The 13449-nt window shown below is 42.0% G+C and carries 12 protein-coding genes; 5 read left to right on the top strand and 7 right to left on the bottom strand.

Translation table 11 applies throughout. The annotated features are described in order from the left end of the window. Nucleotides 1-15 precede the first annotated feature (15 nt). The 6 genes from PBT90_RS03260 to PBT90_RS03235 all read right to left on the bottom strand — a co-directional run bounded on the left by PBT90_RS03260 (nucleotide 16) and on the right by PBT90_RS03235 (nucleotide 6174). The gene (locus PBT90_RS03260) at nucleotides 16-1101 is read right to left on the bottom strand and encodes a phytase (RefSeq protein ID WP_270131571.1); all 1086 of its coding nucleotides are present in this window, start codon (nucleotides 1099-1101) and stop codon (nucleotides 16-18) included. A gap of 192 nt (nucleotides 1102-1293) precedes the next feature. Continuing rightward, nucleotides 1294-2937: a tetratricopeptide repeat protein gene (locus PBT90_RS03255; RefSeq protein WP_270131569.1), complete on the bottom strand. Its 1644-nt coding sequence runs from the start codon at nucleotides 2935-2937 to the stop codon at nucleotides 1294-1296. A gap of 144 nt (nucleotides 2938-3081) precedes the next feature. Next, a complete protein-coding gene (locus PBT90_RS03250; RefSeq protein ID WP_264808928.1) occupies nucleotides 3082-3789 on the bottom strand; it encodes a tetratricopeptide repeat protein in 708 nt (235 codons plus the stop codon). Between the two features lie 21 nt (nucleotides 3790-3810). Further along, nucleotides 3811-5253: a CCA tRNA nucleotidyltransferase gene (locus PBT90_RS03245; RefSeq protein WP_270131566.1), complete on the bottom strand. Its 1443-nt coding sequence runs from the start codon at nucleotides 5251-5253 to the stop codon at nucleotides 3811-3813. Continuing rightward, nucleotides 5250-5720: a hypothetical protein gene (locus tag PBT90_RS03240; RefSeq protein ID WP_264808926.1), complete on the bottom strand. Its 471-nt coding sequence runs from the start codon at nucleotides 5718-5720 to the stop codon at nucleotides 5250-5252. The genes PBT90_RS03245 and PBT90_RS03240 overlap by 4 nt, the downstream gene beginning before the upstream one ends. Nucleotides 5721-5835: 115 nt before the next feature. Then, on the bottom strand, nucleotides 5836-6174 hold the full coding sequence (locus PBT90_RS03235) for a DUF6249 domain-containing protein (protein ID WP_270131564.1): 339 nt from the start codon (nucleotides 6172-6174) through the stop codon (nucleotides 5836-5838). A 105-nt stretch (nucleotides 6175-6279) separates the two neighbouring features. Between PBT90_RS03235 and PBT90_RS03230 the strand changes: the two genes are divergently transcribed. Both PBT90_RS03230 and PBT90_RS03225 read left to right on the top strand, forming a co-directional pair. Further along, nucleotides 6280-6855 carry an RNA polymerase sigma factor gene (locus PBT90_RS03230; protein ID WP_270131561.1) on the top strand — a complete coding sequence of 192 codons (576 nt, stop codon included), beginning with the start codon at nucleotides 6280-6282 and terminating at the stop codon, nucleotides 6853-6855. A 5-nt stretch (nucleotides 6856-6860) separates the two neighbouring features. Next, nucleotides 6861-7265, top strand: a complete 405-nt coding sequence (locus PBT90_RS03225; protein ID WP_264808920.1) for a hypothetical protein — start codon at nucleotides 6861-6863, stop codon at nucleotides 7263-7265. A 245-nt stretch (nucleotides 7266-7510) separates the two neighbouring features. Here PBT90_RS03225 and PBT90_RS03220 read toward each other — a convergent pair whose 3' ends face one another. Further along, nucleotides 7511-7915, bottom strand: a complete 405-nt coding sequence (locus PBT90_RS03220; protein WP_270131558.1) for a hypothetical protein — start codon at nucleotides 7913-7915, stop codon at nucleotides 7511-7513. Between the two features lie 882 nt (nucleotides 7916-8797). Between PBT90_RS03220 and PBT90_RS03215 the strand changes: the two genes are divergently transcribed. From PBT90_RS03215 to PBT90_RS03205, 3 genes are all read left to right on the top strand, one after another. Continuing rightward, complete coding sequence (locus PBT90_RS03215; RefSeq protein ID WP_264808918.1) at nucleotides 8798-10414, top strand: CTP synthase; 1617 nt, start codon at nucleotides 8798-8800, stop codon at nucleotides 10412-10414. Between the two features lie 42 nt (nucleotides 10415-10456). Next, the gene (yidC, locus tag PBT90_RS03210; RefSeq protein ID WP_270131555.1) at nucleotides 10457-12262 is read left to right on the top strand and encodes a membrane protein insertase YidC; all 1806 of its coding nucleotides are present in this window, start codon (nucleotides 10457-10459) and stop codon (nucleotides 12260-12262) included. A 403-nt stretch (nucleotides 12263-12665) separates the two neighbouring features. Further along, entirely contained in the window at nucleotides 12666-13448 is a 783-nt protein-coding gene (locus PBT90_RS03205) for a ParA family protein (protein ID WP_264808916.1), read from the top strand. Nucleotide 13449 lies beyond the last annotated feature (1 nt).

Raw genomic sequence — 13449 nt, 5'->3', positions numbered from 1 at the left:
TTTCAGGTAGGATGTTTAGTTTTTAATTTTCAGAATGTCACCTGCGATGTCTTCCCATCGGTAGATTTGAAAAGTTTTGTCGTCAGACATAGCCACAAAAACTCCATGTGGAAATTCTGATCCTAGGGACGCACTGCTGGACTCTGAGCCGTCACTTGAGATGGTACTCGCGGGGATGGTAGTGAGAAGCTTGTGTTCGTGGGGATTGGAAGGAGACCCTTCTCTGGGAAATACATGAAAAAGGTTTGCTCCTTGATCTGAAACCAGAATGTACCCCGTTTTGTCATCCAGCTTATAAATCGAAATACCTTCGTGATCATCTGTAAATCCTTCTTGAGCAAAAAAAGCCAGCTCTTCATTCCCTTTTTCTGGATCTGCATAGTATTTTTTGACACCTGCCCCTTCATCAGAATAGTAGATATATCCTAATTCTGCATCTACGGCAATAGCCTCTATTTCTTTACTGCCTGAAAATGAACCAAACTTCCTGACCAGTGCCAAGTTGATTTGACCATTCTCTGCCAAAATCTCATACTGCCAGAGATAGGTGCCATCAGTAGGGCCATTCTTTCTTCCTGCGATTACATAATTCTTTCCAGTAGTTTTGTCTTGAAAAAGAGCAACTCCCATCAGATCCTTATATTCCGGGCCAGTTTCTCCCTCATATACTTCAATTCCTCCCGGATTGATTTCTTGCATATCCGGAAGGGAATAGAATCTCAGTTTAGAGGTCATTCGTTCTCCAGTTACCGCAAAGTCAACGCTGCGATCGCCCAAGTCCAAACCATACCCCACGTCCACATTATTAGGACGCTGAATATTCCGTACAATTAATGAGTCAACAGCATTCCCTTTCAGGTCAAACACATACAGGGCTCCATCTTCATTTTTGTCTGTGCCAATAATGAGGCTTTTAGAAGCATCATCTGGATTGACCCAGATTGCGGGGTCATCTGTATCATATATGACCGAATCTGTCACATACAAGGGTTCTACATTGGAAGCCACCACTGCCTCCTTGGTTTCTTGGGTAGGCTCGCTACAAGATCCCGCAAGAATCACGATTGCAAACACCCCATAACTCAGCCTAGATTTTATCATAAGAATTGATTGATATTGATGCCACAATGTTAGATTGAGCATAGGCTATAGACCAGAATTGACTGTAATCATTTGGGCAACAAACAGCATATCAAGCGTTAACAAAATCTAAACAGAAATCAATAAAACGATCGTAAGGACTTAATAACCAGTATATTAACCAATGTTAAAAAGGAGTTAATAAATTGTAAATCATATACAAAGCAAAAATTGCTGTAAGCTTTCCCCCTTTTCAAGTTTCATTTTTTTGCGAAGCCTATAGCGGGAAATCCGAAGACTATCCATGGATATTCCTAGGGTAGACGCTATCTCTTTGGAATTGAGATTAAGACGCATCAGGCTAGCCAATTTCATCTCTGCTGGCGTGAGGCCGCCGGATTGCTGCTGGATTTTTCGGAAGAAATCCTGGTACACTTTTTCAAAACTATGCTTGAAGTCTTCCCAGTCTGTATCATGAGAAAAATTATAGTCGATCTGCTTGATGAGGTTCCGTATTTTTTTCTTTTGCTCCTTTGGTTCCTCCTCCAGAATATTTCGCAATCTCAGCTGGATATCTTCCAGCATTTGGTTTTTATCGATGACGTGCAAAGTTTGAGCTGTCAAAGCCTTGGAATGCGCCTGCTCCTCCGCTTCCATTTTCAGCTCTAACAATTTCCGGTTTTGCTTTTCTGTAGAGATCAGGCGCTCTTTTACTGCCAAGGTCTCCTTTTGCTGTTCTAGCAGGTTCTTATTGCTTCTGATCTTCAACTTTTGTCGATTGAAAATCACCCACCCCAGTACACATAATAAAGCAACCAAGAATAGTAATGCCCATTTCAGCCGGGCATCTATCACCCGCATCTGTTCCAGTTGCTTGATCTGTTGATTTTTAGTAAAAAGATGGTTCTGTGCTTCCTGAATCGCTATTTGCCTAGCGGATTCCTCAGAGTACACCAGCTCACTGAGCTCCCGGCTTTGTTCTAAAAATTTGTACGCATTGCTAAAATCCTGCATTTCAGCATAGGCTTTGGATATATCCACTACTGCACTTTTCTGCTGATCCAAAAAACCAAGTCTAGCACTGATCTGAGCAGCTTCCAGAGAGTATTTTAGGCCTCTCTCAGCCTCCATGGTCTTTCGATACACATCGCCCAGATTATTTAAATTACTGATCAAACTCAAGCTATCCCCTATCTCAAAATTCAGCTCATACGCTTTCTGAAAGTAAACCAATGCAGAATCATACTGCTCCAAATCCTCATAGATACTCCCTACATTCTCATGCACAAAAGCCAGTTGTTCTTTATGGTCTATGTCCTCAAATAGTAAGAGAGCCTCCCTTTGAAATGCCAAGGCTTTGGGGTAAGCCCCCATTTTCTCATACATTCCTCCTATAAAACTCTTGGTCTCGGCCACACCGGACGCATCATCAATAGTCTGGTAAAGCTTTAAAGCTGACTCATGACGCTGCAAAGCATCTTCTGTAGACTTAATTTTGTAATAAAGCTCCCCAAGGGCATTGTGGGTCTGAGCTAGATGGGAAATCAGGTTTTCCTGTTCAAAAATATGCTCAGCCTCATAAAATGCTTCTGAGGCGGGTTGAAAAAGGCCAAATTGGAAAAGGATTTTACCACGGATCAACTGGGATACTCCTACAAGGGTGTCCCAGTTCTGCTGCTTCCCCAGCTCCACGATTTCTGTGGCCATCAGAAAGGCCTGATCGGGCTGCCTTTTAGCCAGACTATCTACATAATTGAGCCTTTGGTGAAACTCTTCGGTGCTTTGCCCTACAGAAGCATTAGAAAAAAGCAAAGCCCATAAAAAAGCAATACTAAGAATAGGAAATGGAATTTTCATAACAGGTAAAGTTCCACTATATATACCTAAGTGGTGTTACCAAAAAGTTTCCATTCTATTAATCTTCCTTATAATCCTAAAAAAAGAAAGCACAAAAAAAAACCGACCTCAGGCCGGTTTATATTTTGCGATCGGAAAGGCTGTTTATATTGCCTTTTGCAGATTTTCTTTAGCCATTTCAAATTCTGGTTCAAGTGAAATTGCTTCATCAAAAGCGGTTTTAGCATCCGCTTTTGAGCCTTGCTCCAGATAGATCAAACCTTTCAAATTCAAAGCAGCAGCTTTCATACTGATTTCCTGGGTTTCAGTCTGCGATTTTGGAAAACCAATTTTATCCTCTGGCTTGACATTTTTCACTAGCATATCTACCGAATTCATGGCTTCCGCATACTTTTTCAGGTTGTACTGAAGAAAGGCTGATTTGTACAGACTGAAATTATCTCCAGTCAGCAAATAAAGGCTTTCGAAATGCGGTAGAGCCCGGTCAAATGCACCCAATTGCTCTAAGGAATACGCAGCGATTTCCAATGCTGGGATATTCTTGTCATTTACTTTTAATATATCCAGGGCCACCAAGGCAGCTGAAGTAGACTGTCCTCCTTCGAAGTATAAGCTAGCCAACAATTCCGGATAACGAATATCCTCTGGATTTCTCAACATTAACTCATACAAGTTTGCTTTGGCGACCTGCCGGTCATTATAGCGCATGGCCAGCTGGTACCCTGCCTGGTCAAGTGCATTCATGGATTTTTTTACGGCCGGGTCAAGCTTGACCAAGGTGGAATCTGAATTTTGGGCAAAGGATGTGCTGACACCTAGTGCCAAAAGCAGCATGATTACTACGTGCTTCATTACTATTTTAATTTATTTAGTTTATGATTTTGGGGGATAATTCTGGTACTCAAGACCTTTGGATTTAGCTATTTCCAGCATCAGTTCACGAGCCTCCGCGGCATTGTTGTGAATTTTGCCTTCCAATATAGCTTCTTTAATTTCTTCTTTGATTTCTCCGATGACTTTTGAAGGATTTATACCGAAAGTTTCCATGATTTCCTCACCAGAAATCGGTGGCTGGAAGTTCCGCACCTGGTCCTTTTCCTCCACCTCTACCAACTTCTGTGCTACTTTATCAAAATTTTCCAGGTATCGCTTCACCTTTCTGTTATTCTTAGAAGTCACATCTGCCCGGCAGAGCTTCATGAGGTCGTCTATATCCTCTCCTGCCTCGAAAAGCAACCTCCGCAAGGCGGAGTCTGTGACCTCATCTTTGACCAAAGCAATAGGACGAAGGTGCAGTTTAACTAATTTCTGAACATATTTCATCCTTTCATCCATGGGCAGTTTCAACCTGCGGAAAATCCCCGGTACCATGCGGGCTCCCTTGTCTTCATGTCCGTGAAAGGTCCAGCCCACCTTTTTATTGAACCTTTTGGTGGCCGGTTTGGCTATGTCGTGCAAAATAGCCGCCCATCTCAAATAAAGGTCATCCGACGTCTGGCACACATTGTCCAATACTTGCAGGGTATGATAGAAGTTATCCTTGTGGGACTTATCGTCTACCGAGTCTACGCCTTGAAGCTCCACCATTTCAGGGAAAAACTGATGCAGTAATTTACTGGCAAACAGCAATTTGAAGCCATAGGAAGGCTTTTCTACTTGTATTATTTTATTCAGCTCCACGATGATGCGCTCTCCTGAAATAATCTCTAAACGAGAAGCATTCTGACTGATCGCATAAAAGGTATCCGCGTCTATATCAAAATTCAGCTGTGAGGCAAAACGCACTGCCCGAAGCATGCGCAAGGGATCATCCGAAAAGGTAATATTAGGTTCTAATGGCGTTCTTATCAGTTTCTTGGAAATATCCTTCAGCCCATCAAAGGGATCCAGGAGTTCCCCGAAATTCCCGGCATTTAGAGCTATCGCCATGGCGTTGATGGTGAAATCCCGACGTTCTAAATCTTCCTGGAGGGTTCCTGTCTCCACCACGGGCTTTCTGGAGTCTGCCCGATAAGACTCCTTTCGCGCCCCCACAAACTCCAACTCCCAGTCCTCTAGCTTCAGCATAGCCGTGCCAAAATTCTTAAATACGGATAGTGGCACATGCTCATCAAACTGCTTGGCCACTTCTTTTGCCAGCTCTATGCCACTGCCTACACAGGTAAAATCAATATCCTTGGGCCCTTTCTTTTCCCTATCCAAGATCAAATCCCGCACGTACCCACCGACCACATAGGTTTCTACACCGAGGTTTGCAGCCGCCTGAGCCACCTTTGCGAATACTTCGAACTGATCCAGATGTGATTTGAAATTCATCTTTTGATAATTTTAACTTCTCCTTCAGGGCCCAGGTAAAGCTCCTTGGTAGCAGGGCTCAGGAGTGGAAATACAAGGCTGGTCTGAAAGTCTGTTTTTTCTTTGGTATCCATTTTCACCAGAACAGGCTGCGAAATCTGAAATAAGAGCTTGTTCCAGTTGGGTTCCCGGATCAAGCTAAACTTCAGGTTTCCGTTTACCCTTGGTCCATCAGCTATAATCCTGTTCGGGTCAGAATGGTAAATGGTAGGCTTGCTGCCAAACTCTACTATATCCAAAGACACTTCAGAAAAGGCTTCGCAAATGGTCCGGATCTGAAACAGGTCAAAAAGTAAATAAACCCAGTCTTCGCCTAATTCAGGATTCCATAGGTCTGGTCTCAACAAGGTAAGGACCTTACCATTGCCTTCTTTTAAATGTAAAACGCCTTCATTTCTAAAGGCTGTGACTAATCTAGAATGCTCCAAGGTGATTGATTTTTCACAAAAATAATCAGAAAATCGAGAGCAGACCGGTTTTGAGCCAAAGCAAAAAAACCTCTCCAATAAAGAAGAGGTCTTTAATTAATAGTTTAAATCCAAATTAAATGTTTTTTTCGGCTAATTTCCGGTTGAGAAAATAACTACCAAGCAAGCCCAAGCCGCCACAGATAAATATACAGGCCGAGAAAGCCACTCCTTCTTCTAAGCCAATAGTATTGAACAAAGCTCCAAACAACACACCGGCACCTACACCTATGGCCAGAAGAGCTATGTTTAAAATAAATTGACCCAGGCTGTATTTTTTACCCGAGTTAAAAAGCTTCGCATCTGCACCATTTTCAATCAGAGCAAGTCTCTCCCTATTTCTAGTGGTAAGGAAAGTGTAAATCACTCCGAAGATGCAGGAGAAAATAATAAGTGTAACTAAGATTTCAACCATGATTTGTGTTTGTTTTTCTCCTTTGATGCAAGAAAGGGTGGCTCTGGTTACAAGTATTTAAAAAAACCTGTAACTTTTTTTGATTCATAAGCATCCAAGTAGAGAATGCGCTTTCAAGAAGACCGGTATTATATAGACAAAACGCTCCAGGGTGACCTGAAATCCTATGGCCTTCTCATCCGAAAGCATGAAAACTATGCGCTTACTTTGGCAATTAGAATCCTAAGGGATAGACAGGAAGCCGAGGAGGTAGTTCAGGATGCTTTCATTAAAGTGCACCAATCCCTCTCCAGCTTCGAAGGGAAATCCAAATTCTCCACTTGGCTGTATAAAATAGTGTATAATGAGGCTTTAAGTAAACTCAGAAAAACAAAAGCCATCCACACTTCCCTGGATGAAATCCATGAATCTGAAGATGCTGAGCCGGATAGCAGCAATGGGCTACATTTATTGGAATTAGATGAAAGAAAGAATATCATCAAGAAAGCATTGGGCATGATCAAACCTACAGAAGCTGCTGCACTGACCTTATTTTATCTGGAGGAGCAAAGCATCAAGGAAATGGAAGAAATCATGGAACTGAAAACTTCTCATGTAAAAATTTTGTTACACCGAGGTAGAAAAAGCCTAATGGAAGCACTAAAGAAAATCGCAGCTCAAGAGCTTACTCATTTACTATGAAAAACATGAAGGATCAAGATGCTTATTTCAAAAAACTGCTAGTCGATGCAGGTGTAGAAGATACTGGCAAGGATTTTCACAAGGGTATTTTAGCTAAATTGAGCGGATCCACTACCACACGAGTATATACTCCTGTAATTTCAACCTCTATCTGGAAACTCGTAGCAGCGCTGGTTATTGGATTATTTTTTACAGTACTTATATTTCTACCTTCTGGAACTGAGACAAGCACCTATTTCACAGAAATAGACTTTCCCTTTATTACAGATTTAAAGATCTCTTGGCCGAAGGCCAATATAAGCATGCCTACGCTTACGCTTCCTACTTTGATGATTCAAGCTATGGTAGCCTTTGCCGTACTGGTCAATGTGGCTGTCTTTATATCACTCAGAAAATTGAAATATGTATAATTTGATTATCCGCAAGGATGACAGTTACTCTTCATCCTTCGCTTAGCTGTTCGGAAGTACGAGACTACGATTTTGCTCAATACAAGTGCCCGAATACTGTCTTTGCCGGGAGGCGGTCTTAAATCCAACATATCCTAGATCGCTTTATCCTCACCACTAGCAGAAAAGAGGATATACATAATACATAATAAAAAACGGCACCTTTTTCAAGGTGCCGTTTTTGTATGGTATAAAAAGAGGTGGGGTTATCCTCTTAGCCAGTTGATGAAAGTCTGGTAACCTACACCAATTTCTCTTGCAAATGCTGCCTTGGTCTTCTTACCTGCTGCCTCTACTTTTTTCCATTCTTCTACGATTTTGCTTTTCTCAGCATCAGTAAAAGTTCTTCTTTTAGTAGTTTTAGCTGCTGGAGCATTTCCAGTAACAAGAGCAATCAATTCATTCAGCTCATTCAAAAACTTACCTTCATTCAACGGCAGACCAGCTTTTTCAAGCTTTTTGATCACTTGGTCTTTAGGGTTTACTGGAGTTACAGGGATGCCTTTTTTGGCAGCCTCATGCAAATCTACTTTATCACCTTCTGCAGTGACATAAATAAAACCATCAGCATTTTTTAGATCCGCGATGGCCTCTTTAATAAGATCTCTCATAATTCTACTTGTTTAGTAAGTATAAAGTTTTAACAATTAATCTGCGCAATATATACAATTATTATTTTTACAAATAACTTCTGAATTAAAATCCTTTCCCTAAACAATAAAAATTAACATTACTTCAGAAATTATCAAATGCATAAAAGTTATTGATTGACAAATCACCTCCAAGAGCAACTCGGTACTTCAGAATTTGTTCGGCAAGTAGCGGATTTAATAAAACCAATTTTAGAAATGGAGATATTAGAACTTATTAAAATCAAATCTTTCTAATACAAACCAATCATTCCAAGGAGCGTAGTCAGGTAATATTTTCCCCAACCAACATACCCTACTATAGTATAAAATCGGTGCATTTTTATCTCATACCTAGCTAAATCTCCAACTGGTAACATTTAATACATAAGCTACTTAATGCTATTTTCTTGACTTACTTCATTGATTACAGGGACTTTTCAAGCCCCGACAGTAACAGCAGAAAAACAACATAACTACCTAAAAACCTATCACTTAAACATAATCTATTGGGGACTTACAGGCTAGACAATAGGCAACTGCTTAATTCCTAATCAAGTATTATAGCGAGACTTTTTCTATAGTTTTCCTCAGATTATAGGATAGAGCTAGCGTCCTTAACTGGCAGCTGTAAGAAATTCCCAGTCTGGACTTCCTGTACTAATTCAATATGTAGTTACTGATTCAGCTCTAGGAAACTCACCAAAAAAAGACCCGCACTAAGGTGTGATTAGCGCAGCACTTTTCTCAAAGAAATTTAGAAAATCTAAGTGTTATCCTGATCTCAACACCATAAATCAGGAATTTTTCCCTAATTTTGAGCCCCATAAGAATCCAATCAAATATCCCCTCTCCCCCATTCTTATGGCTTCAAGCACCAAATACATCTTTATTACCGGAGGAGTTACTTCCTCACTTGGAAAAGGAATCATCGCTGCCTCTCTGGGCAAACTATTACAAGCCAGAGGCTTCAGAGTTACCATCCAAAAATTTGACCCCTATCTAAACATCGATCCCGGGACACTAAACCCCTATGAACATGGCGAATGCTACGTGACGGATGATGGAGCCGAAACTGACCTGGATCTTGGTCATTATGAGCGATTTCTGAACATCCCCACTTCCCAGGACAACAACGTCACCACCGGAAGAATATACAACAACGTCATCACCAAAGAGCGTAAGGGAGAATTTCTAGGAAAAACAGTTCAGGTCATTCCCCACATTACCGATGAAATCAAGGCCAACTTCTATAAGCTAGGAGAAAGTGGTGACTTTGACGTGGTCATCACCGAAATTGGGGGATGTGTAGGTGATATAGAATCCCTACCATTCATTGAGGCCGTTCGTCAAGCCAAATGGGACTTGGGACCAAATAATTTTTTGGTCATCCACCTGACACTGATTCCGTTTCTCAGGGCGGCCAAAGAATTAAAAACTAAACCTACCCAACACTCCGTAAAGCAACTACTCGAAGCTGGTATACAGCCGGATATTTTGGTATGTAGAACAGAACACCACCTGCCAAATGACGTGAAGAAAAAGCTGGCCTTATTCTGTAACGTGCAACTCAACAGTGTCATCGAAGCTATGGATGCAGACTCCATCTATGATGTTCCACTATTGATGAAAAAGGAAAAGCTGGACGAAAGAGTAATGACCAAGCTCAAGCTTTCCTCCAAAGAAAATACTGACCTAGGCAATTGGAAGGAGTTTTTGGGAAAACTGAAAAACCCTACTCAGGAAGTTACCATAGGTTTGATAGGTAAATATGTTTCGCTACCGGATTCCTATAAATCCATCATAGAAGCCTTCACCCATGCTGGTGCATCTGTGGAATGCCATGTAAACCTAAAGCTGATCTCCTCCGAAGAAATCAATCCGGATAACTTGCAGTCAAAGCTGGAGGATCTGGACGGAATAGTGGTCGCTCCGGGATTCGGTGAGCGGGGATTTGAAGGTAAAATCGACACGGTGAAATACGCTCGTGAAAACGACATTCCCTTTTTAGGAATCTGCCTGGGTATGCAAGTGGCCGTAATAGAATTCGCTAGAAATGTAATGGGTCTCAAAGACGCCAATAGCACAGAAATGGATCCGAAATCCGCAAATCCGGTGATTGGATTGATGGAAGAGCAAAAAAATATTGAGCAAATGGGTGGAACTATGCGACTTGGTTCGTATGCTTGCGACCTCAAAAAAGGAAGCAGGGCTTTTCAAGCTTACGGAAAGTCTAAAATCCAGGAAAGACACCGTCACAGATATGAGTTCAACAACCAATATCTTAAGGAGATGGAGTCAAAGGGTATGATCGCTACCGGTAAAAATCCAGATACAGGATTAGTAGAAATCGTAGAAAACAAAAACCACCCTTGGTTTGTAGGGGTGCAGTTTCACCCAGAATATAAGAGCACAGTACTTACGCCGCAGCCACTGTTTGTGAAATTCATCCAGGCTGCAGTGAACAAAAAAATTAAATAAAAACACCCCGACTCATCCAATTCGGGTTTACGATTAGAATTTATGGACAGAAATCAAGCAACAGGTTTGATTCTATTTGCAGCTGTGATTTTGATCTATTCGCTTTTCTTTGCGAGTAGCCCAGAAATCCCAGAAGCTGAGACACCTACAGCATCGCAAACGGAATCAGTAGAATCTAATGCATCAAACCAAGCCTCTTCACCTGAACTTGCTGTAGCAAATGACAGCACTTTAGACGCTGCCAGACGTGCAAAATATGGCGCCCTCGCTGCGCTTACCCAAGGCGAAGAAGAAGTATTTACGCTGGAAAACGATCAAATCCAAGTACACATCTCTTCTAAAGGAGCAGGTGTAGACCAGGTGATTTTGAAGGAATATAAAAACTCCAAAGCAGAGCCTCTGGTGCTCTTCAATGAGGAGAGTTCCAAAATGGATTTCGTACTAGCAAGTAACAATGGCCCGCTGAACTTAAACGAACTGTTTTTCACCGCCAGCACGGAAAATGGACAGACTGAAGAAGGTGTGCCTACCCAGACTTTGGTACTGAAAGCATCTACCGCCAGTGGTGAGATCGTACAACGCTACACCCTGGCAGACGAAAGCTATCAGGTACAGAAAACGATTTCCATAGATAGATTCCAAAATATATTTACTGGTAATGCCATCACAGTAAACTGGGATGAACAGCTGATCGCTCAGGAAAGCAATCTCGCAGAATCCAGAAGACAATCTAGGCTTAACTACTACACCAGTTCGGGCTCTTTTGACAACCTGGGCTCAGGTGATGACCTGGAGCAGGAGCAACTAGAAGAGTCTGTCAAGTGGATCAGCTTTAGCCAGAGATTCTTCTCAGCTGCGATGATAGCCGAAGGGGATTTTCAGAATGTGGCACTATCCCAAAGCACACCAGAGGACAGTTCCATAGTCAGAAATATGACTGCCAGTTTCAACATCCCACTTCAGGATGGGCAAACTGGATTCACCTATTACTTCGGCCCTGATAAATACAAGGTCCTCAAGAAGGTAACTGATGGCTTCGAAGACAATGTAGACATGGGCTACTTCTTCGTGAGTTGGGTGAATAAGTACATCATTGTCAATCTATTCGCCTTTTTGGAAAACATCTTTTCCAATTACGGTGTCATCATTATCGTCATCGTATTTCTGATCAAATTAGCCTTGTTTCCGCTGACCTATAAGTCTTACATAGGAATGGCAAAAATGAGGGTGATTAAGCCAGAAATTGACGAATTGAAGGAAAAGTACGGAGAGGATCCTACTAAGATGCAGCAGGAGCAAATGAAGCTTTTCTCCAAACTTGGAGTTAGCCCGATCTCAGGCTGTCTGCCCATGGTGCTGCAGATGCCATTCTTGTTTGCCATGTTCTTTTTCTTTCCAAATGCAATAGAACTCCGCCAGGAGTCATTCTTATGGGCCACGGATCTTTCCACCTATGACACCTTCTTCAATCTGCCTTTCACCATTCCATTTTATGGGTCTCACGTGAGTTTATTTACGCTCCTGATGACAGCTTCGCAGATTATATACACTCATTTTAACAACCAGTTGACTACCGCTACTGGACCAATGAAAAACCTGGGGTATATCATGCCGGTGATGTTCATGTTTATTTTGAACTCCTATCCGGCAGGATTGAGCTTTTACTACTTTGTGTCAAACATGGTGACTTTTGGGCAGCAGGCGCTGATCAAACAGTTTGTGGATGATGACAAAATCAGAGCTAAAGTGGAAGAAAGCAAAGCCAAAAACGCCAATAAGAAGAAATCGAAATTTCAGCAAAAGCTTGAAGATGCTATGAAAGCCGCTGACAATTCGCGTAAAAAATAAGCCATCAAAAAAGGCTGTCCCAAAAGACTGCTCGGTGTCTGCCTGAGCGGAGTCGAAGATCATTCCCTGAATATTGGGATACATTTCGACTCCGTTCAAAGCAACATCCGATACTTTTGAGACAGCCTCTTTTTTTTACTCAATTGATTTTCTTCAATCCCCCATTCCGCTATCAACTAACTGGCATTCACCGAAAAACCTAAAACCCGAACGGATATGCAAGGCGGAATTCAACTTAGACAACACGCATAAAACCAGAATTTTCCGCAAAATTCAAGACAAAACCCAACCTGAAACGCAATATCACCGTGCATTCAAATCAGCTTAAAAAAAGCAGACAGATCAGCCGGAAAAGAATTGATTTTGCTTAATATTGAGATTCAAATACTCTTCGATACACACCATGGGAAAAATCATTGCCATTGCCAACCAAAAAGGCGGAGTCGGTAAAACTACCACAGCGATGAATCTGGCGGCTAGTTTAGCTGTACTGGAATTCAAAACCCTGGTAATTGATGCAGACCCTCAGGCAAACACCACCTCTGGGCTGGGTCATGACCCCAAATCCATCAACACCAGTATCTACGAATGCATGGTGGATGGAATAGATGTAAAAGAGATTATTCTATCCACCGAAATCGAGAACTTAGACCTGGTACCTTCCCACATAGACCTGGTAGGTGCAGAGGTGGAAATGATCAATATGGATAACCGAGAGGAAAAAATGCGAGAAGTCATTCATGACCTTCGGGATTTATATGACTTTATCATTATCGATTGTTCTCCTTCTTTGGGTCTGATTACCATCAATGCCCTCACTGCTGCCAACTCGGTGATCATCCCGGTACAGTGCGAGTACTTCGCCCTGGAAGGACTTGGCAAACTTCTCAACACCATCAAAATCATCCAGACTCGTCTCAATCAGGATCTGGAAATAGAAGGCATACTCCTGACCATGTACGACGTGAGGCTGAGACTTTCCAATCAAGTAGTAGAAGAAGTACGGGTTCATTTCAAAAACATGGTTTTTGAGACAATCATCCCTAGAAATGTCCGCCTGAGCGAAGCCCCGAGCTTTGGCCTACCGGCAATCTCCTTCGACGCAGACGGCAAAGGAGCCGTTGCTTACCTCAATCTGGCAGGTGAGATCGCCCAAAAAAATGACTTGCAAAAAGTGACCAAATAAC

It is taken from the genome of Algoriphagus sp. TR-M9 (assembly GCF_027594545.1).
GTDB lineage: Bacteria > Bacteroidota > Bacteroidia > Cytophagales > Cyclobacteriaceae > Algoriphagus > Algoriphagus halophytocola.
Note: the sequence above shows the minus strand (reverse complement) of the source record. Positions and strands in the feature narration are given on the sequence as shown.